At 65.4% G+C, this 20,395-nt stretch carries 18 protein-coding genes and 1 pseudogene; 8 read left to right on the forward strand and 11 right to left on the reverse strand.

The window, feature by feature from the left end; genetic code table 11:
* The 6 genes from ABUE31_RS08505 to ABUE31_RS08530 form a co-directional block, all read right to left on the reverse strand.
* On the reverse strand, positions 1-783 hold the full coding sequence (locus tag ABUE31_RS08505) for a creatininase family protein (RefSeq protein WP_367723098.1): 783 nt from the start codon (positions 781-783) through the stop codon (positions 1-3).
* A gap of 41 nt (positions 784-824) precedes the next feature.
* Positions 825-1,370, reverse strand: a complete 546-nt coding sequence (locus ABUE31_RS08510) for an SRPBCC family protein (protein WP_367723099.1) — start codon at positions 1,368-1,370, stop codon at positions 825-827.
* A gap of 26 nt (positions 1,371-1,396) precedes the next feature.
* Entirely contained in the window at positions 1,397-3,313 is a 1,917-nt protein-coding gene (locus tag ABUE31_RS08515) for a hydantoinase B/oxoprolinase family protein (protein ID WP_367723100.1), read from the reverse strand.
* The gene (locus ABUE31_RS08520; RefSeq protein WP_367723101.1) at positions 3,310-5,370 is read right to left on the reverse strand and encodes a hydantoinase/oxoprolinase family protein; all 2,061 of its coding nucleotides are present in this window, start codon (positions 5,368-5,370) and stop codon (positions 3,310-3,312) included. The genes ABUE31_RS08515 and ABUE31_RS08520 overlap by 4 nt, the downstream gene beginning before the upstream one ends.
* A 279-nt stretch (positions 5,371-5,649) precedes the next feature.
* Positions 5,650-7,164 carry a malonate--CoA ligase gene (locus tag ABUE31_RS08525; RefSeq protein WP_367723102.1) on the reverse strand — a complete coding sequence of 505 codons (1,515 nt, stop codon included), beginning with the start codon at positions 7,162-7,164 and terminating at the stop codon, positions 5,650-5,652.
* Positions 7,161-8,498, reverse strand: coding sequence for a malonyl-CoA decarboxylase (locus ABUE31_RS08530; protein ID WP_367723103.1), 1,338 nt, complete (start codon positions 8,496-8,498; stop codon positions 7,161-7,163). The genes ABUE31_RS08525 and ABUE31_RS08530 overlap by 4 nt, the downstream gene beginning before the upstream one ends.
* Before the next feature lie 176 nt (positions 8,499-8,674).
* Here ABUE31_RS08530 and ABUE31_RS08535 point away from each other — a divergent pair, with 176 nt between their 5' ends.
* Positions 8,675-9,577, forward strand: coding sequence for a DMT family transporter (locus ABUE31_RS08535; protein ID WP_367723104.1), 903 nt, complete (start codon positions 8,675-8,677; stop codon positions 9,575-9,577).
* Between the two features lie 109 nt (positions 9,578-9,686).
* Here the strand turns inward: ABUE31_RS08535 and ABUE31_RS08540 are convergent, their stop codons facing one another.
* Positions 9,687-10,277 (reverse strand): L,D-transpeptidase, encoded by a 591-nt coding sequence (locus ABUE31_RS08540; RefSeq protein ID WP_367723105.1) that lies wholly within the window; start codon positions 10,275-10,277, stop codon positions 9,687-9,689.
* Positions 10,278-10,510: 233 nt separating this feature from the next.
* Between ABUE31_RS08540 and ABUE31_RS08545 the strand changes: the two genes are divergently transcribed.
* Entirely contained in the window at positions 10,511-10,897 is a 387-nt protein-coding gene (locus tag ABUE31_RS08545) for a hypothetical protein (RefSeq protein WP_367723106.1), read from the forward strand.
* A gap of 206 nt (positions 10,898-11,103) precedes the next feature.
* Positions 11,104-11,259, forward strand: a pseudogene (locus tag ABUE31_RS08550) (IS481 family transposase); the annotation flags it as partial.
* A gap of 1 nt (position 11,260) precedes the next feature.
* On the opposite strand, the gene gnd reads toward ABUE31_RS08550, so the two are convergent.
* Positions 11,261-12,259, reverse strand: a complete 999-nt coding sequence (gene gnd / locus ABUE31_RS08555; RefSeq protein ID WP_367723107.1) for a phosphogluconate dehydrogenase (NAD(+)-dependent, decarboxylating) — start codon at positions 12,257-12,259, stop codon at positions 11,261-11,263.
* 159 nt (positions 12,260-12,418) lie between these two features.
* Here gnd and ABUE31_RS08560 point away from each other — a divergent pair, with 159 nt between their 5' ends.
* Positions 12,419-12,796: an ArsR/SmtB family transcription factor gene (locus ABUE31_RS08560; protein ID WP_367723108.1), complete on the forward strand. Its 378-nt coding sequence runs from the start codon at positions 12,419-12,421 to the stop codon at positions 12,794-12,796.
* 75 nt (positions 12,797-12,871) lie between these two features.
* Here the strand turns inward: ABUE31_RS08560 and ABUE31_RS08565 are convergent, their stop codons facing one another.
* The 3 genes from ABUE31_RS08565 to ABUE31_RS08575 all read right to left on the reverse strand — a co-directional run bounded on the left by ABUE31_RS08565 (position 12,872) and on the right by ABUE31_RS08575 (position 15,558).
* Positions 12,872-13,948: an extracellular solute-binding protein gene (locus ABUE31_RS08565; RefSeq protein WP_367723109.1), complete on the reverse strand. Its 1,077-nt coding sequence runs from the start codon at positions 13,946-13,948 to the stop codon at positions 12,872-12,874.
* Positions 13,949-13,988: 40 nt separating this feature from the next.
* Entirely contained in the window at positions 13,989-14,666 is a 678-nt protein-coding gene (gene betI / locus ABUE31_RS08570) for a transcriptional regulator BetI (RefSeq protein ID WP_367723110.1), read from the reverse strand.
* Positions 14,667-14,757: 91 nt separating this feature from the next.
* Positions 14,758-15,558: a methyltransferase domain-containing protein gene (locus ABUE31_RS08575; RefSeq protein WP_367723111.1), complete on the reverse strand. Its 801-nt coding sequence runs from the start codon at positions 15,556-15,558 to the stop codon at positions 14,758-14,760.
* Positions 15,559-15,722: 164 nt separating this feature from the next.
* Here ABUE31_RS08575 and ABUE31_RS08580 point away from each other — a divergent pair, with 164 nt between their 5' ends.
* From ABUE31_RS08580 to ABUE31_RS08595, 4 genes are read left to right on the forward strand one after another with little or no spacing between them, the layout of a single operon-like run.
* The gene (locus ABUE31_RS08580) at positions 15,723-17,342 is read left to right on the forward strand and encodes a phytoene desaturase family protein (protein ID WP_367723599.1); all 1,620 of its coding nucleotides are present in this window, start codon (positions 15,723-15,725) and stop codon (positions 17,340-17,342) included.
* A complete protein-coding gene (locus ABUE31_RS08585) occupies positions 17,329-18,897 on the forward strand; it encodes a phytoene desaturase family protein (protein ID WP_367723112.1) in 1,569 nt (522 codons plus the stop codon). The genes ABUE31_RS08580 and ABUE31_RS08585 overlap by 14 nt, the downstream gene beginning before the upstream one ends.
* Before the next feature lie 3 nt (positions 18,898-18,900).
* Entirely contained in the window at positions 18,901-20,142 is a 1,242-nt protein-coding gene (locus ABUE31_RS08590; RefSeq protein ID WP_367723113.1) for an aminomethyl transferase family protein, read from the forward strand.
* A 1-nt stretch (position 20,143) separates the two neighbouring features.
* Positions 20,144-20,389: a hypothetical protein gene (locus tag ABUE31_RS08595; protein ID WP_367723114.1), complete on the forward strand. Its 246-nt coding sequence runs from the start codon at positions 20,144-20,146 to the stop codon at positions 20,387-20,389.
* The last annotated feature ends 6 nt before the right edge of the window (positions 20,390-20,395 follow it).

Here is a 20,395-nt window from a genome sequence, read left to right on the forward strand (position 1 = left end):
TCAGCGCGCTGCCTTGCCCGGTCGGTCCTGATAGGATCCCTGCAGGTTGGTGAACGTCTCCTCCAGCACGTCGACGATGATCTCGATCGACTTGTGGCCCATCTCGGCGCTGGCGACCGTCGGGTCGCCGAAGATGGCCGCATGGCCGGCTTCCGGACGCGGTCGCCGCGCATAGGTCCGGGTCGGATTCGTCGGCGCGACGAGATCCCAGCCGACGGGACCGTATTTGGCGCCCTTCAGCTTCTCCATCTTCACCAGCTCCGGACGGATCGCCAGCTGGAACGACGCCTCGAGCTCGCAGCCATGGCCCATGCCGCCAACGACGGACTTCCGCATCGCATGGATCCTGTCGGCCGCCGGCTCCCAGTAGCTCACGGCGGATACCTTGAAGTCGTGCTCTGTATCAAGCTGGTCGACCATGTGTCGCGCGACCTGATCGTTGGCCGTGCCGCTCGGGCGGTTGCCGTTGAGCAGGATGACGTGCCTGAAGCCCTGCTTGACCAGCGCTGCGCCGATCTCGAACAGCATCAGCTGATAGGTCGGGATGGACAGCGATATCGTCCCGGGGAAATGTTCGAAGGTCATCGACACGCCGTAGGCGACGGGCGGGGCGACGAGCGCGCCGATCCGCTCGGCCAGCCTGATGGCGATGTGCTCGGCCTGATGGGTGTCGGTGTCGACCGGCATATGCGGGCCGTGCGCCTCGGTGGCGCCGGTAGGGACGATCACGGGACGCCCTGCGGCGATCGCGTCGGCGATCTCCATCTGCGTCATGTATGACATGCGGTTTTCCAAGGTCGCCTCCTGAGCCGGTAAAGTGGGTGTCAGCTTTCCTTGCCGAGCCAGCGCTTGACCGAGGCGCCGACCACCTGGCCGCCGAGTTTCAATGCACTGAGTTCCTTCACCGATGCCGGCGCGGCATCATCGCCGCCGAGCTTCGCTTCGATGTTGGCTACGAACTGCTGGATGAGAAGCTTCGCGGTCTCGGTCACAACGCCCGGCCGCCCGAACTGCGCGACCGGGCCGCTGAGCTGGATGTCCGCGTCGAGCGCAAGGTCGGTCGCTTCGCCCTTGTCGGCGAGCGCATAGGTCATTGTCATGCGCGAACGGCTGCCGCCCTTCTTGTCGACGCCCCGCCCCTCGGCCTTGCCGGAGAAGGTAGCTGGGTCCGGTTCATGTGTGACCTCGCCTTCGAAGGCCGCCTTGAAAGGCCCGAGCTTGATGGAGACCGTGCCTGCATAGGCACCGTCTCCGTCGTCGCGGGTAAGCGCCGCGCCGGGCATGCAGCCGGCGATGGCGGGGATATCCTGGAACAGAAGCCAGACTTCCTCGCGCGGGCGGTTGATGAGAACGGATTGCTTGATCTGCATGTCGCTCGTTCTCCTCGTATGCCCTGCTATTCCGCCGCCTGCGACAAGGATGCCCCCTCGCCAACCGCGTGCCAACCCTCGTCGGGATCGGTCCAGTTGTCGGGCAGACGCACCATGCCCTTTGCCTTCATGGCGCGGAAAGCGTCGCCGCGGTCGAACATCGGCGGCGTTCCGCGTTCCTTGCGCAGGCGCTCGCGCAACGCCTGGGTCTGCCTCGCGTCATGCGCCCACTTGCGGCCGGCGAGCGATACCGCCACGCCGTAGTCGTCGCGCGCGCTTGCCTCCGAGATGAGGCCGCACTGCAGGTCATAGACAACCTTGTCGGCTTCGCGCGCCAGCGGGTCGCCCCAGCCCCCGCCGCCGGTGGTGATCACGCGCACCGACGTGCCGGGCTTGACGACGACCGTGTCGGACATTCCCGGATAGACCTTCTCGCCATTGTCGGGTTCGATGACAGAGACCTGGTAGTTCTGTCCGGTCTTGCCGCCGTTGACGCCATAGCACCCGAGGATCGACCGGTCGGCGTTGGAGATCAGGCGGCACTCGTCGAGCGCACGGATGCGCTTGTCGTAGCCGAAGCCGCCGCGCCTGAAGCCGGCGCCGCCGGAATCTGTCTTCAGCGCCAGCTGTTCGACCATGATCGGGTAGCGCGTCTCGGAGAATTCCGCCGGCAGGTTGCGCGAGTTCGGAACGATGTGGACGACGTCCGATCCGTCGGCCCATGGCCGTCCCGGGCCGCCGCCGCCGAGCACCTCGCGGAAGAGGAAGAAGTCGTCGCGGTTGCGTCCGCCGGTAAGACCCCAGATGCGGATGGTCTCGTGGTCGGCCGGCATGCGGCCGTCCGTCGCCTTGGAGAGGCATGCGGCGAAGACGCCAAGAGAGCGCAGCATCAGGAAGAAGCGCATGCCGGTCGGCTTGCCGAATGTCGGCGTGATCAGCGTGCCCTTCGCGGGGAAGATCACGTCGATGACGTCGAGCACGCCTTCGTTCGAATCGATTTCGGCGGCCCGTTCGGGCGATGCCGCGAGCGAACGCAGGACAGGCGCCAGCCACTTGCGGAAATAGCGTCCCTCGACCTCGTCGAGCGCCCAGTTGATGGGACCCTTGGCCTCCGGATCGGTGCCATTGAAGTCGAGCACGATCTTGTCCGGCGTCTTGGTCATGGTCACGCGCAGCGCGTGCAGCTTGCCGTCCTCGACGCCGTCGGCCTCGATGTAGTCCTCGTAGTGATAAACGCCGTCCTTGATCTTCGGCAGGATCTCGCGCCGGAAAATCTCGGCCGCGTTCTTGAGTATCTGCTCGAAGGCCGCCTCCAGAGTCTCGACGCCGTAGCGCTCGGCGAGCGACACGATGCGGCGCGAGCCGAGCTTGCAGGCGCCGATCTCGGCGTCGAGATCGCCGGCGAGGTGGTCTTCGAGGCGCGAGTTGCGCGTAATGATGCGGAACGCCGCCTCGTTGAGGACGCCGCGGTCGTAAAGCTTGATCGGCGGAACGAGCACGCCTTCCATCCAGCTGTCCGTCGCATGCACCGGCAAGCTGCCCGGCACGGCGCCGCCGACGTCGTCATGGTGGCCGAATACCTGGCTGAAACCGATCAGCCTGTCGCCATGGAAGATCGGAACCGTCGTGCACAGATCGGGCACGTGGCCGATGGCGCCGCAGGAATTGTAGGGATCGTTCCAGAAGAACACGTCGCCCGGGAAGATGTTGTCGGCGCCGAAATACTCGAACACCGGCTCGACGATCGCCGAATAGGAACGTCCGGTCAGCTTGCGCCCCTTGGCGTCGAACAGCGCGACGCGATAGTCGTGCTGGTCGCGGATCATGGGCGACCGCGCGGTCCGCTCGACCGCCGCCTCGATCTCCAACTCCGCCGCCCGAATGGTGCCGTGGATGACTTCGAGCTCGATCGGGCCAAGCTTCACTTTCTTCTCGCTGCTCACGACTGCGTCTCCCTCGCGGTCAGGATAAGATTGCGGTAGCCGTCGGTGGTGCAGGACCAGCCGCCGGGCACCACGACGGTGGAGCCGTACTCCTGGATGATGGCGGGTCCCGGTACGACCTGGCCGGCGACCAGTTCGGTGCGCTCGTAGAGCGGGCTGTCGACCCAGCCGGTGCCTTTCCAGTAGACCTTGCGCGTTCCGAAGGGTTTAGCCGGTTCCGACGCCGTCTCCTTCGCTTCTATCCGCGGGCGGTTCTGGACGCCGACGGCGCGAACCCTCAGGTTCACCAGCTCGACGTCCTGCTCGCCTTCGTAGTGGAAGCCGAAGGACTCGTCGTGGACGCGGTGGAAGTCCTTCCACATATGCGCGACCGCCGCCTCGCCCGAAACGCCGTCGGGCGCCGTGACCTGCACCTCGTGGCCCTCCCCGAAGTAGCGGACGTCGGCCACATATTCGGTCTTGATGTCAGCGTCACCGATGCCTTCGGCGCGGATGTCGCGGCGACCTTCTTCGGCGAGCGCCGTCCACGCGGCGACGATCTCGGCGACGTCCGCAGTCGACTGGCGCCGTACCATGGTGCGGATGTAGTCGCGCCTGACGTCGGAGACATGCAGGCCGAGCGCACAGAGATTGCCGGGGTCGGGCGGCGAGATGACGGTCTTCATCCCGAGGAAGTCGGCAACTTCCGTGGCGAACAGACCGCCGGCGCCGCCGAAGGCGACCATCGCGTAGTTGCCAGGATCGCGGCCGCGCGATGTGGTGACCTTGCGGATGCCGAAGACCTGGTTGACGGCGGCGATCTCGAGCACGCCGGCCGCCACTTCCTCGGCGCTCATGCCGTGCTGCCTGCCAAGCTCCTCATAGGCTTTTCGCGCGGCGTCGAGATCGAGCTTGATCTCACCGCCGATGAGGGAGGTCGGGAGCCGGCCGAGAACGATCGCGGCGTCGGTGACGGTCGGACGCGTGCCGCCGCGGCCGTAGCAGATCGGTCCGGGGTCGGCGCCGGCGCTCTGCGGGCCGACCTTCAGGCTGCCATAGGGGTCGGTCCAGGCGATAGAGCCGCCGCCGGACCCAACGGTGACGATGTCCAGCATCGGCGTCTTCACCGGATAGTGCTCGATCATCGATTCCGACGTGTACATCGGGGTCTGCTTCTCGATGATGGCGATATCGGTCGACGTTCCGCCGACGTCCGACGTCAGGATGTTGTCGTAGCCGGCCAGCGTCGCCATGTGGATGGCGCCGAGGATGCCGGCCGCCGGGCCCGACAGCAGCATCGTCACCGGCTTGTCGCCTGCGGTGGCATGCTTCACCACGCCGCCGTTCGACTGCATGATGAGGAAAGGGATGTCGCCGGATTGCGCGCGCAGGCGGTCGGCCGCGCTCTGCAGGTAGGTCTTGCAGTATGGCTTGACCAGCACGTCCACCAGCGTGGTCATGGCGCGTTCGTACTCGCGGTACTCCGGCAGCACCACCGACGACAGCGAAACGAAGACGCCCGGGAAGTTTTTCTCGATCAGCTCGCCGATGCGGCGCTCGTGCTCGCCATTCGCATAGGAATGGATCAGGCAGACGCCGATGCAGGTGACGCCGTCCTCGACGAGTTCGCGCACCGCCTGGATCGTCGCCTCCTCGTCGATGGGCTCGAGTTCCGTGCCGTCGAATTTGAGCCGGCCGGGAACCTCGCGCACGAGGTGCAGGGGAACCAGCCTCGGCGGCTTCACCCAGAAGAACGAGTTTCCGTAGCCGTCCGGCACCGACTGGCGCGCGATCTCGATCATGTGGCGGAAGCCGCTGGTGACCAGCAGGCCGAGGCCGGCGAACTTGTGCTCCAGAACGGCGTTGGTAGCGACCGTCGAGCCGTGCAGCAGCATCGCGAGATCCTGCGGCTCGGCGCCCACCTTTTCGAGAACCTTGCGTACGCCGTCGAGCAACCCGACGCTCGGATCGCTGGGCGTCGACGGCGTCTTGATCGCCGTGATCGCTCCCGTTCGCTCGTCGATCGCGACAACGTCGGTGAACGTACCGCCGGTGTCGATGGCTACCCTGACATTCATCTGCACCCCTCCGAGTATCCACTATACGGATATTGCATTCATTTAGCGCACATTCTCAAATCAGTGGCAACCCCCTTTTTGAGCGGGCGGTCTGCCTGTGACTCCCAGGATGTCGCGTACGGCGTCCGCCCCGCGGCGGATTCGCGGCGAGGCGCGGCCTGACGGCGGGCGTGTTGACCATGGTTCATGGGTGGCCGCCCGGGCCGGCGCTCACATCGGCCGGGCGCGCTGGCGACAGCCGATGGATCGAGGGCCGGCCGAACTGTGGGGTCGTGCCGGTCAGTCCAGATAGAGCCGCGCAAGTTCCTCGCGCAGCGCGTTCTTCTGAACCTTGCCCATCGCGTTTCGCGGCAGGGCGGACCTGACGAGCACGCGTTTCGGAATCTTGAACTTGGCGAGTACGCCTTCCAGCGCGCCGCGAACCTCACCCTCTTCGACGATCTGCCCGTTTCGGGCGGTCACGACCGCGGTCACCGCTTCGCCGAAATCGGCATGCGGCAGGCCTATGACAGCGGACTCGCCGACCGACGGCAACGCGTCCAACGCGTTCTCGATCTCGGCCGGGTAGACGTTGAACCCGCCCGAGATGATGAGGTCCTTGGCGCGGCCGGAAATCGTGACGTAGCCGTCCGGGTCGATGTAGCCGAGATCGCCGGTAATGAACCAGCCGTCCGGCCTGAACTCCTGGGCGGTCTTTTCGGGCATGCGCCAGTACCCCTGGAACACGTTCGGGCCCTTGATCTCGATCACGCCGATACCGCCGTGCGGCAGCGGCTTCCCGGTGTCGGGCTCGGCGATGCGCAGGGAGACGCCGGGCAGGGCAAACCCGACCGCGCCCGGGCGTCGCTCGCCGTCATAGGGATTGGATGTGATCATGTTGGTTTCGGTCATGCCGTAGCGTTCGAGGATCGCGTGGCCGGTGCGTGCCGTGAAGGCGCGGTGGGTTTCGGCCGAGAGCGGCGCCGAGCCGGAGACGAAGAGGCGCATGTGGCTGGCCGCGCCGCGATCGAAGCGCGTGTCGCCAAGCAGCCTGGTGTAGAAGGTCGGTACGCCCATCATCGCCGTCGCCCGCGGAAGAGCCGACATCACAGCGTCGTTATCGAATTTGGGCAGGAAGATCATCGACGACCCGGACAGCATCACGGTGTTGATGGCCACGAACAGGCCGTGCGTGTGGAAGATCGGCAATGCGTGGAGCAGGACGTCGTCTGCGCCGAACTGCCAGATGTCGACAAGCGACAGCGCGTTCGAACGCAGGTTCTCATGCGTGATCATCGCGCCCTTGGAGCGGCCGGTGGTTCCGGATGTGTAGAGGATTGCGGCCAGGTCGTCGGGCTTCGCCTCAACCGTATCGAATTCAAGCGGCATCGTATCCGCGAGTTTCTGAAGCGAGCCGCCGTCCGACCCGTCCAGTGTTTCGATCCGCACACTTGCTTTCCCGAGCCCCGAGGCCAGCGTGTTGCGCGCGCTGCCTTCGCAGACGATCAGCGCCGGTTCGGCATCCGAAGTAAAATAGGCGACTTCGACCGGGGTGTAGGCCGGATTGAGCGGCAGGTAGACCGCGCCGACGCGCAGGCAGGCCAAATAGAGCCAGACGCTGTCGACATGCTTGCCGGTCTGCACCGCAACGCGGTCGCCCGCCTTCACGCCCAGCGAGACAAGCGCGTTGGCATAGCGTGCGGAAGCGGCCAGCATGTCGCCGTAGGTGAACGATCGCCCGTCCTCTCCCGTCAGGAACGGCCGTGACGGATCGGCGATGCGGCCTTCGATGGTGGCGAAGAGATTGCCGTTCATGATGTTCCCCCGTTGGTGTCGGCGACTTCTAGCAGGCGCGCGCCGGTCGCGGCGAGGCGGCGCACCGGCGCGGACGCTGCGACGGCCTGCCCGGAAGCATAGGTTTCGTGGTTCCGCTCTATGTCGCCCAGCCTGTAGAGATAGTTGACCATGATGCCGTGCGAGGACGCCATGCCCGCCGCGCCCGTGTTCGCCAGCCAGTTGATGCGTTCGAGGCGCGCGCCGTTGCCCAGATGAAACCGGGCGACCGGGTCGAGCAGGCGGCCCGCCGCGCTTCGCGGGCCGGTGAGATACCACGCGGCGGAAGCCGTGAGGGACTGTTCGATCGACGCTGCCTTCCTGGCGTCCCGCCACCAATCGGCGTCCTGCAGCGCCTCGCCGATGTCCGGCGGCATGTTTTGCGCCAGCCAGCGTGCGAACAGGGGCGCCGGCGAGAGCGTCACAAACCGCTTGAGCTGCGGAAGGTCCGCCCGCAGTTCCTCGACGACCTGCTTGATCAGGAAGTTGCCGAAGGAAATGCCGCGCAGGCCCGGCTGGCAATCGGAGATCGAATAGAAGACGGCAGTGTCGGCCTCGTGCGCGTCCAGCACCTTCCGTTCGGGGCTTAGGATGAAGTCGATGGAGCCTGCCATCTCGCGCGCCAGGGCCACCTCGACGAAGATCAGCGGCTCGTCGCGCAGGCGGGGATGGAAGAAGGCGTAGAGCCTGCGGTCCGGCGGATCGATGCGGCGGCGCAGGTCGTCCCAGTCCTTGATCTCGTGTACCGCTTCGTAGCGGATGATGCGTTCGAGGATCGCGGCCGGAGTATCCCAGTCTATGCGGCGCAGTTCGAGGAAGCCGCGATTGAACCATGAGCGGAACAGATGCTGGAAATCCTTGTCGACGGGCTCGAGCTCCGGATGGTCAGGCAGGACGTCCAGCAGGTCGGCCCGCATGCGGATGAGCTCGGCCGTACCGTGCGCCGACTGGTTCAGCATGCGAAACAAATCCTGCCGACGCGGCTCGGACAGACGATGAAGCGCTTCGGCGGCGCGCTCGTCGGGCGACGTCGAGAAGGCGCGGGCCGCCGCCACCAGCGGCTCCATGTCCGGGCCGAACTCGTCGAGCAGCATGCGGAAGAACCCGATGCGCTGGGCGCGGTCCTGTTTGCGGTATCGCCTCAGGATCTCGGCCGCGGTCGCGAGCGCTATGGCCTCTCCGCGCGACCTCAGGAGGTTGTGGCACAGAGCGGCCGTCTGTTCGGCGGGCGTGGTCGCCTGAGGCAGCGCCGTGAAGTCGGTCAGCGACCGCCCCCGTTCGGTGATGGCCGCCAGCATGTCGCCTAGGAAAGACATCTTGTCTCCGTTACCACTCGCTGCGCATCTTGGGGCGGCAGTCCGGCGGCGGTCCGAAATCCAGCTTGCTGCATATATCCATATAGTGGATTGTATGTCCAAATGGTGACGATCTGCAAGCAGGACGGGCAGCGCATGTTCAAGATCGAAGGCTAGGCGCGGAGGGCGAGGGGGAGATGACCGAAGGCCGGCCGGGGGCGCCGCGTACGGCGATGATCGCGCGTCTCGCCATGCTGGCCTACGCGCTGATCATCGCCGGCTCGTTTTCGTTCGGCGCGCTGGCGGCGCCGCACGTGCCTTCCTCGGTGCTGAACCTCGTCCGGTTCCTGGCGGCGTTCCTGCTGATGGCGGCGCTGTTGCGCATCGTGCGGGGTCCGCTGAAAGTTCCCGTGGCGCCGTGGCGCTTCCTGCTCCTCGGCGGTTTGATGGGCGCCTACTTCGTCCTGATGTTCATCGCGCTGCAACTCACCGACCCGGTGTCGACCAGCGCGGTGTTCACGCTCATTCCGTTCATGGCCGCTGGCTTCGGCTTCCTGCTGCTCGGACAGAGGACGCACCCGGTCGTGCTGGCAGGCCTGATGATCGCAGCCGCCGGTGCGCTCTGGGTCATCTTCAGGGGAGAGATCGCGCGCCTGAGCGCGTTTCACGTCAGCACCGGCGGGGTCATCTTCTTCATCGGGTGCGCATGCCAGGCGCTATACGCGCCTTTGGTGAGGCTGCTCAGCCGCGGCGAGAGCGTCTTCGAATTCACGGTGTGGACGCTCTTAGGCTGCACGCTCTGCCTGTTGCCCTTCGCGATCCCGCAACTGGCCGAAACGGACTGGGCCGGCCTCAACTGGGTCGTCTGGGGCGCCATCGCTTATCTGGTCATCTTCGCGACGGCGATCTCCTTCTTCCTTCTCCAATACGCGTCGATGCACCTGCCGAGCGCCAAGGTCTTTCCCTACGCCTATCTCACGCCAAGCTTCGTCATCGTCCTGGAGGCCGGACTTGGCCACGGCCTTCCGTCGTTGGCGATCGTGGCGGGCGCGGCCCTGACGGTGCTGGGCCTGTTAGTGATCCTGCTGGGACGCGACTGAGGCGTGTGCCCGCTTCAGGCGGCTATACAGCCTTCTACCCCTGCCCGTCGGCGACGTCGCGCCAAGTGACCGGCCCTGTCGGGAAAGAAGGAGCGGCGCGCGGCGGCAGTCAGATGATCAGCACGGTGGTTCCCATGGGAACGCGCTGATAGAGGTCGACAATGTCCTCGTTGGTCAGGCGGACGCATCCGTTCGATACGGCCGTGCCAATCGACCAAGGCTCGTTGGTGCCATGCAGCCGGTACATCGTGTCGCGCCCGTCACGGTAGAGATAGAGCGCTCGCGCACCCAGCGGATTGGCAGGCCCGCCAGGAACCCCATTAGCATACTGCAGCAAGCGGGGCTTGCGTTGCATCATGCTGGGGGTTGGCGTCCAGCCGGGCCATTCCACCTTGTTCCCGACCGTCGCCTTTCCTTTGAGCGTCAGGCCCTGTTCGCCGACGGCCACGCCGTAGCGCGTCGCCCAGCCACCCTCCTCGACGTGGTAGAGAAAACGTTCCGTCGTATTGACGACGACTGTTCCGGGCGGCTCGCTTCCTTCGTACTGCACATGCGCGCGCGCGAAGGCGGGGTTAAGGCCGCGTTCCGGCTTGGGCTCTGGAGGAGTCGGCTCCACTTCCGGATCCACCGACGTGCATCCAGAGATCGCCAGGGCGAGAATTCCGAGGATGCTTCGTCGCGTTAATTCGCCAGTCTTCATTTTTGGCTCGCTAGTGCCCGCTCTGCCGTCCCCCTCCAAACTATCAATAGCATATCGGCGGTTACGAGTCGGTAACAGAGTGATGCCTATCGAACTCACCCAGCGTCCTCCCGGCTTCAACGGCGGCTAGTTCGCACCACCATCCCGCATTCCGCAGGGTTGGCTGCTTGGCGGGCTCTCCGGATTTGGGTACCTTGGTGTCGGGCTGGAACCGGCCTGACGGAAGATAGACCATGGCAGATGACCGCCAGTCTCGGGGTGAACTGCAGCGACATCGTCGCCGAACCAAATTGCGATTTGGCCGCCTTGCCCACAACAAATCGAAGCCGGGAATAGGGTTTCTCAGGCTTGTCGGTGCGACCGCCATTCTTGCTGCGTTTGTCGCCGGGATGGTCTTTTACGGCCCGGCGCGGGGAAAACACGGGATTTTCCACGATTGGTTCGTGCAACGACGTGACGCCCAAAGGCAAAGAGAGGTCGAAGCCGACTTGCAGCGCGCGCTAAAGGTCAAGCGAGACGCGGAGCAACTGCAACGGAAGGCGAAAGCCGAGAGCGAAGCGGCGTTGAAGCAATTGAACGAGAGCCTGGAATTTCGGCAGCAACCAGCGCCGAAGCAATAGCGGACGAGTTACACCGGCATCGTCCTGAAGCCTGGGCTGGATTCGCTCACTGCCCGCTCCCGGCAAGTCCCGGCTGCCCCATGCACGTCTGATCCAACCGGGGATCGTCGAACATCACGGCATCAGCGTCGATACCAACTGAGCCGTTTCAGACATTGGCTGCACGCCCCTCGGCCGCGCGGTCGAGTGGGCTGATGCCCGCGCCCTACAACAGCTCTCACGAGCGAACAACCGAGCTTCCGCGATGGCTACATCGCTACAATTGGCACAGGCCGCACGGCAGCTTACAATCGAAACTACCCATCGGTCGCCTCGGGCTAGGCAGAGGAAACCTATTGAGGCTCCACCCTTTGGAAACTTGAACTACCCCTTTTTCTCGACATGTCCGCCGAAGGCATAGCGCATCGCGGACAGCAGCTTGTCGGCGAACTCCGATTCGCCGCGTGAGGAGAATCGGTCGAACAGCGCAGTCGACAGCACCGGCGCCGGCACGCCGGTGTCGATCGCGGCCTTCAGAGTCCAACGGCCTTCGCCGGAGTCCGATACGCGCCCGCCGAAAGTCTTGAGATCGGGATCGTCCTTCAGCGCGCCGGCCGTCAGGTCGAGAAGCCAGGAACCGATCACCGAACCGTGCCGCCAGACCTCGGCGACCGCCGCGAGGTCGATGTCGAACTGGTAGTATTGCGGCTCGGCGAGCGGAGTTGTCTCGGCGTCGGCGGCGCGCGCCTTGGTCCCGGCATCGGCTGCCTGCAGGATGTTGAAGCCCTCGGCATAGGCCGCCATGAGCCCGTATTCGATGCCGTTGTGCACCATCTTGACGAAGTGGCCGGCCCCGCTCGGCCCGCAGTGCAGATAGCCGCGAGACGCAGTATCCCCGGGCACCTCGGGCGCCGTACCGGCGCCGGGCGCCAGCGATGCGAGAATAGGGTCGAGGCGTTGCACCGCATCCTTCGGCCCGCCGATCATCAGGCAGTAGCCGCGCTCCAGCCCCCACACGCCGCCGGACGTGCCCACGTCGACGAAACTGATGCCGCGCGTCGCCAGTTCGGCCCCGAGATCGACGCCATCGCGGTAGTTTGAATTGCCGCCGTCGATGACGATGTCGCCTTCTTCCAGCAATGCCGCCACCTGGCGCACGACCTTGCCGGTGATCGCCGCCGGAAGCATCAGCCAGACAGCCCGCGGCTTTTCCAGCCTGGATACGAAATCTTGCAACGAACCTGCACCCGTCGCGCCATCGCCGGCGAGGTCGGCCACCGCAGCCGCGTTGATGTCGTAGACGACGCAATCGTGCCCGTCGCGCATCAACCGACGCACCATGTTGGCGCCCATCCTGCCCAGTCCCATCATGCCAAGCTGCATTGTTCCCGTGCCTCTCGCCGAATTGTGTCTGCTCCAGCAGACGCGGACGGCTATTGCTTTGCAAGTGGCTCCGTCGCCGGCACGTTGTTGGCCTGCTTGCCTGGCATTTATTCAACCATTAGGTTGACAATTGTGAGTGGCGTTCGTAATGTCCCTGCCATGCCAGACAACCACCTTCTCGACGATGTTTTCCACGCCCTTTCCGACCCGACGCGGCGCGCGATGCTGCAGAGCCTGTCCGGATCACGCATGACGGTCGGTGAACTCGCCGGGCCCTTTTCGATATCGCTCGCCGCCGCCTCCAAGCACATCAAGGTGCTGGAGCGCGCCGGACTGGTCCGCCGCCGCGTGGACGGTCGCACGCATATCTGCAGCCTGGACGCCGCGCCGCTGCATGCCGGCATGGAATGGATACGCCACTACGAGAAATTCTGGAACCAGCGCCTCGACATGCTCTCCAGCCTGCTCGCGGCCGACGCGGCAGCCGATCGCAAGGCCCGCGCGTCAGAAACGGGCTCTGGCGGACAGGAGACCTGACCGGTGTGCCTGACGACGCATTGAGACGAAAAAGGCGACGCACACGGCGCCGCCTCCATCATGCGCAGAAGCGGATCAGTAGCCGGCTTTGATCTTCTCGAACTCTTCGATCATCTTCTGCTTCAGCCGGGGCAGCGGCGACTGGAAAAGCGTCTTTGCCATGAACTTGTCGACGTCCGCATAGCCCTGGGCCTCCACGACGGCCGGGTCGATCGTCGCCATAGACTTGGAATTGGCGTGGCCGTAACCCCAGTCGCCTAGCAGGTAGGCCGCCACCTCCGGCGCGTTGACCGCGTTGAGGAAGTCATAGGCCTTCTGCTCGCTGCCCGGCGCATCCTTCAGCCGGACGAAGCCGCACACCCAGGCCGATTGTCCCTCGACGGTGTCGCGCGTCGACTTGATCGGCGCGCCTGCCGCCGCCGCCTGCACGGCAGCGTCGTTCCATGCCCAGGCGATGTCCACCTCGCCGCCGGTCAGCGCCTGAACGATTTCGGTGGTGTCCGTCCAGTAGAGGCGAACGTTCTTGTGCACTTCACGCAGGAAGTCCGAAGCCTGCTGGAACTGCTCGTCGGTGAGGGTGGTCCAGTCCCTGACGCCGAGCGACAGTGCGGCCAGGGCGTAGGCGTCGTCGACATTGTCGCCGATCGAGACGCGATCCTTGAACTTGGGGTCTGCCAGCACCTTGACCGACTTGATGTCGTCCTCCGACACCTTCTCGCTGTTGTAGGTAAGCAGCGTGTTGCCCCAGTCCCAGGGCATGAACCAGGCCGTGCCGTCTTCCGTCGTGGCCAGGTCCTTCATCGCCATGATGCCGGGATTGAGATCCTTCCAGCCCTCGATCTTCGAGGTATCTAGCGGCTGCAGCAGTCCGGCCTCCCGCCACTTCACGACGCTTTGCGAGCAGGGATGCGCGAGGTCTGTCTTGAAGCCTGCGCGCAGCTTCTCGAAAGCCTCGTCCTCGTCGCCGAAGAAGGTGAAGGTCGGTGAATCGCCGTGCTTGGCAACGTAGCCGGGATGGAAGGCCGGGTCCTCGTATCCGGACCACTCGAAGATGATGAGTTCGCTGTCCGCGGCTTTGGCGACTGACGCTGCCGAGCCAAGCAGGGCGGCGGTGGCCGCCAGTTTGATCGCAAGACGGATTCTTGTTTTCATGTTCGTTCCCCTGTCTCTGTTTATCGTCTGGTCGTTCCGGTCACCCGGTGGCTTGCGCGCGCCCCCCGCCGCGAGAAAAATGTCGAGGGAACGTCGAGGCGAGGTGTTCGCAGGCCGCCTGGTAGGCCGTCTCGCGCGTCACGTCCTCGGTTCCCATCATCAGCCTGAGCCACAAGCCTTCCAGCATTGCTGCAAGCGCAAGCGCCGCGGCGACCGGCTCGTAGGCGTAGCCGCCGTCTTCCTTCAGCTTTCGGCAGAGATCGACGATCACGTTCTGGTACACCTGGTCGCGCGCGCCGCAGAGCGCCTGGTAGGTCGGGCGCGATTTCGCCTCGCCCCAGAAGGCGCACCAGGCCGCCAGCTTCCTGCGGTTGCAGATCGAGCGGTCGAAGTCCGCGGCGACGATCACGCCGAGTTGCCTGGCCGGATCGTCGCCGGCCTTCTGCAGCGCAGCGCGCCAATGCGCGGCATACTCATCGGCCATGAACTGCAGCGTCGCGACGAGCAGCTTCTCCTTGCTTTCGAAATGGAAGTTCACGATGCCGCGCGAAAGACCGGCGCCATCGGCGACGTCAGCCATCGTCGTCTCCGAATAGCCGCGCTTGGCGAGCGAATCGATCGTCGCCTCGATCAACTGCTGGCGGCGCATCTCCTTGGACGCCTTGCGCCCGCGCCTTTCCGGCTCGGCCGCCGGCGGATTGAGCGTGTCGACGGTCACGGCATGCCTCCAGGCGCCACGACCGCCCGGCTGGCGGAAACCGTGGCCGGCAGGCTGGAGGATGATGACGTATGGGATTGGGCGTGCATGTTCATGGACCGTGCGAAGGTTTCCAGCCGCGAAGATGAGTCGGACGGTGCTCGCCCGAGTCAAGCACCTTCTGCATCGCTTCCCATGTCACGATGTTCTTGTCGACATAAGCCGCGCCGACGGCTGCGGCGACCTTGTCGTAGAGCGGGCCTTTCAGGCTTTCGAGTTCCCGGCGCGCGACCTCGCGGTACCACGGGTTGCGGTCGCGCGTGACGACGTCCTCGAACCCTGCCTTGCGCATCGCCGCCGCGTAGCGCGCCGGCGACGCCATCGAGAAGGAGAGCCCCTCGGCGGCGACATAGGCCTTCATTTCGGGCGAAGGCTCGCCGTCATGCGAGATCATCCAGTTCGACGCGGCAAAGACGCCGCCGGGCTTCAGAACCCGGAATATCTCGGCAAACAGCGCTTCCTTGTCGGGCACATGCAGCAGCGCGTCCTTCGAGAAGACCAGATCGAACGTCGCGTCGGCGAACGGCAGCGGTCCGGGTGGCGCCTGCACGAAACGCGCCCGCTCCGAGAGACCGCGAGCCGCGGCACGGCGTTGGGCTGCTTCCACGACCGGCAGTTCGACGTCGAAGCCGGTCGCCCGCCCCGCGCCGTGCTTCTCGAGCAGGTGCAGGGTGATGCCGCCGGAGCCACAGCCAATGTCGAGGATGGACTTGCCCTGCAGCGAAAGGCCTTCGAGCACGCGATCGACCTCTTCGGGTCCGCCCGGCGACAGGTAGCCGTCGCCCCACAGCGCCTCCAGGAACCGGATCGCCTGGTCGTCATACTCGGGCGCGATAGCATGCGTTTCGTTCATCGATCCTCCCCAAACGTTGACGCGCCTGTGGCCGGAAATCTCGGCAAAGCCTAACGCGCCATGAAGAAATTGCAACTGCGTTTGTTGAACATTCATTCAATATCTGGACAAGCTCGGGGGCGACGTGGCAGGTTTTCCGGAAAAGAGACGTGGGGACCCATCGTTTGAAAACCTGGGACGCGATCGTCATAGGCGGCGGCCACAACGGCCTGGTCAACGCATGCTACCTGCAGCGGGCCGGGCTCGACGTCCTGGTCGTCGAGAAGAACGACTGGGTCGGCGGCGCGGCGGTCAGCCGCGAACTCACGCCTGGCTTCCTTTACTCGAACTGCTCCTACGTCTGCTCGCTTTTCCGGCCCGAGATCATGCGCGACCTCGAACTGCCGCGCTTCGGCCTGCAGGTCATCGCCTATGAAGGCGGTGCGGTGTTCACGCGCGACGGCGACTACCTCGCCAACTACCGCGACCATGACGCCCACCGCCGCGAGTTTGCCCGCTTCTCGAAGCGCGACGCCGAGGCCTACGACCGCTATGCGCGCGACGTCACGAGGCAATGTCGCTTCATCCAGCCGCTGCTGATGCGCACGGCGCCTGACCCGACGAGCCTGAAGCCGCGCGACATCGGCGAACTGATGTATCTGGCAAAGAAGTTCTGGGGCCTCGGCCCCGACCAGATGGCCGCGACCCTGCGTTTCTGGACAATGTCGATCTCCGACTTCCTCGACGAGTATTTCGAGACCGACGTCATCAAGGCCAACTTTTCGATCTCCGGCATCATCGGCACCGCGCTGGGCCCGATGTCGCCCGGCACCGCCTATGTGCTGCTGCACCACTACATGGGAGAGGTCGACGGCTCGGTCGGCGCCTGGGGTTATGCGCGCGGCGGCATGGGCGCCATCACCAAAGCCCTGTCGGCGAGCTTCCAGGCGTCGGGCGGCACGATCCGCACCGGCGCCGAGGTCGACCATGTCGTGGTCAGGGACGGCAAGGCCACCGGCATCGTTCTGGCCGGCGGCGAGGAGATTTCGGGAAAACTCGTCGTTTCCAATGCCGACGTGAAGCGCACCTTCCTGAAGCTCGTCGCAGAGAAGGAATTGCCGGACGTTTTCCTGCGCCGGGTCAGGAACTTCAAGATCCGGGGCTCGTCCGGCAAGGTCAACATCGCACTCGACTCGCTACCCGAGTTCCCCGCCCTGCCAAAGGACTCGCCCTGCTATCGCGGCGACCTTCATTTCACCGATTCCGTCGAGCGCATGGAGCGCGCCTATGACGACTGGAAGGCCGGGCGCTGGTCGGCCGATCCCTTTCTCGACATGATGATCCCGACGACGCTCGACCCGACGATGACGCCGCCCGGCAAGCACTTCATGAGCTGCTTCGTGCAATATTGCCCGCCCAAGGTGGAAGGGCGCGACTGGACCGACACCGACCGCGACGCCTTCGCCGAAACGGTCATTGCGCAGATCGCCGACTATTCGCCGGGCTTCCGCGACCGCATCGTGCACATGGAGGTGCGCACGCCGCGCGAGCTGGAAGCCGAGGTCGGCCTCACCGAGGGCAACATCTTCCAGGGCGAACTCACCTTCGACCAGCTTCTCTTCAATCGGCCGGTGCCCGGCTACGCGCAATACCGCTCGCCGATCGGAGGCCTCTATATCTGCGGGTCGTCGACCCATCCGGGCGGCGGCGTCATGGGAGCACCCGGCCGCAACGCCGCCGCCGAGATCCTCCGCGACCTCTCCACACCCAACCGCCACATGAGCCCGGCCCATGACGTCATCTGATGCCATCGTCATCGGCGGCGGGCACAACGGCCTCGTCTGCGCGGCCGTTCTGGCGAAGTCAGGCCGCAAGGTGCTGCTGCTCGAGGCAGCGTCCGAACTCGGCGGCGCCGCGCGCACCGAGGAGTTCGCGCCCGGCTTCCGGGTATCGAGCGTCGCGCACCTGCTCAATCGCCTCCATCCGGAGGTGGTGAAGCTGCTCGATCTCGCCAAGCACGGCCTTGTCCTTCAGCCGGAGCAATCCGTGCCGTCGCTATCCTTGTCGACCAGGGATGGCCCGCTGACGCTGGCGGGCGCCTACGGTGACGACCTCGTCGGAGCCCAGGCGTCCGAGCAGGCCGCATGGAGGAGCCTGCGGGCGCAGCTGTTTCGCTATGCAGGCGTCCTGAAGCCGTTTCTCTCCCGCCGCCCGCCGGACCTGCGCGGCGGCAACTCGCTCGCCGAGACGTTCTCCCTCGGCCAGGCCGGCTGGGCGCTGAAGAAGCTCGGCAAGGAGGACATGCGCGATTTCCTTCGCGTCATCCTGATGAACGTGGCCGACCTGCTCGACGAACAACTGACCGACGATCGCTTGAAAGGGCTGCTGGCCTTCGACGCCGTGCTCGGCAGTCATCTCGGGCCGCGCTCGCCGACCTCGCTGCTCGGCCTCTACTATCGCCTTGCCGGAGACGTTGGCGGCGTGCCGGGGGCGCAATTCGCGCCCAAGGGCGGCATGGGCGCGGTAGTCTCTGCTATCGCCGGTTCGGCCGCCGCCGCCGGCGTCACCGTGCGCACCGAAGCGGTCGTCAGGACTATCCGCATCGAGAACGGTCGTGCGACCGGCGTCATCCTGGCAGATGGGGAAGAACTGTCGGCGGCGACCGTCGTGTCGGCCGCCGATCCCGCGGCGACGTTCCTGGAACTGGTCGGCCCGCGCGAACTCGATACCGGCTTCGTGCGCAAGATGCGCAATATCAGAAATCGCGGCGACGCCGCGAAGCTGCATCTCGCCCTCGACAGGCCGCCGGAATTCGCCGGCGTCGATTCTGCCGGCCACCGCGGCCGGCTCGTCATCGCGCCATCGGTCGATCATGTCGAGCGCGCCTTCAACCCCTGCAAATACGGGGAGTTTTCGCCCGCACCCGTAATGGAGGTTACGCTTCCCTCGCTTTCGGATCCGTCGCTTGCGCCAGACGGCGCCTGCGTCCTGTCCGCCGTGATCCAGTATGCGCCCTACCGGTTGCGCGAGGGCTGGCAGTCCGGCAAGGCGAAGTTCCTCGCCGCCATCATGGCGAAACTGGAGGAGCACGCACCGGGCATTGGCAAGCGGGTGCGTCATGCCGACCTCCTGACGCCCGCTGACCTCGAGCAGCGCTACCGCATGCCGGGCGGCCACTGGCACCATGGCGAACTGCAGGCGGACCAGATGCTGGTGTCGCGGCCTGTATTCGGCGCGGAAGGCTATGACACGCCGATCGGCGGGCTGTTCCTTTGCGGGGCAGGCTCGCATCCGGGTGGCGGCGTCTCCGGCACGCCTGGCCTGAACGCCGCCCGCCGCATCCTGGCCATGGAGCGCTAGACGATGGGAACGACAGCGAAAAAGGCCAGCACGCCCTACGCGGCCCGCATCGCCGCGCGCGGACATTTCCGGACACTTCGTCTCGACACGCCGTTCCAGCCAAGGATCGACGCGCTGATGAAGCGTAACGACTGGTACTCATGGGGCGGCTATCGCGCGCCGAATTCCCTTTGGGACGAAGAACTCGAATATTTCGCGATCCGCAGCCAGGCGTCGCTGTTCGACATCTCGCCGATGGTCAAGTACCGCATCGAGGGTCCTGACGCCGAAGCTTTCCTCAACCGGATCACGCTGCGCGACGTCGCAAAGTTGCGGTCCGGGCGGGTCCACTACACCGCCTGGTGCGACGACGAAGGCCACGTGCTCGATGACGGCACGCTGTTCCGGCTCGCTGACAACCGGTTCAGGCTCTGCTGCCAGGAGCGGCACCTGCCCTGGCTCCACGACAGCGCGTTCGGCTACGACGTGGCGGTGGTCGAGGAGACCGAGGCGATCGCTGGGCTCTCCCTGCAGGGTCCGACCGCATTCGCGATCCTGCGCGAGGCCGGGTTTGCGGGCATAGAGCGGCTCAAGGTGTTCGATCTCGCCTATTTCCAGCATCAGAACGGTACCGTTACGATATCGCGGACCGGGTTCACGGGCGACCTCGGCTATGAACTGTTCGTTCCGGCAGAACTCGCTCTGTCACTGTGGGATCGGTTGATGGACGCCGGCCAGGCGCGCGGCATCCGCGCCATCGGCTACACCGCCCTCAACCGCGCCCGGCTGGAAGCCGGCCTGATCGTCGCCAATGCCGACTTTGCGACGGCCGAACATGCGCTGAGGCAAGATCGCGTCCGCATGCCCGACGAAATCGGCCTTGGCTTCATGGTCGATCTCGAGAAGGGCCATTTCAACGGCCGACGCGCCATCGCGCGAGCGCGCGAGAACAAGACGCTGCGCCACATCCTGGTCGGGCTGGAGATCGAGGGCAATATTCCCGCCGAGCATGCCATCGTCTACCATCGCAGGACCAGGGAGGTCGGACTGGTCAGCGCCGCCGCGTGGTCGCCGCTCGCCAAGCGCAACATCGCGATCGCCAGCCTCGCCCGGCCGTTCGGCGACACCGTCACCGACGATCTCTGGGTCGAGATCTATGCGATGCGGGAGCTCAGATACGAGAAGCTCATGAAACGCGCGAAGATCGTTCCGAGACCCTTCATGAAGCTCGATCGCCGCACCGCCACGCCGCCGGCGGACTTCTGACATGGCCGGTTCCGACGCCGAAGACCGCGAACAGTGGGAACTGGTCAACGCCCCGCTCGGCGAAGCGTGGTCGGGCCGCGCCCGCTACGCCGCAGCGATGTACTTCTACAAGCGCGGCGACCTTTCCGCCGAAGTGCTCGAGGTCTACCGCCTCTGCTCGCGCCTGGACAGCCAGGACCCGCTCGCCATCGTCCGCGACCGCGGCGTCGGCATGGAATGGCTGAAGCGCATGGGCGCCGAACCGTAACCCTCG

Source organism: Mesorhizobium marinum, assembly GCF_040813675.1.
GTDB classification, from domain to species: Bacteria; Pseudomonadota; Alphaproteobacteria; order Rhizobiales; family Rhizobiaceae; genus Mesorhizobium_K; species Mesorhizobium_K marinum.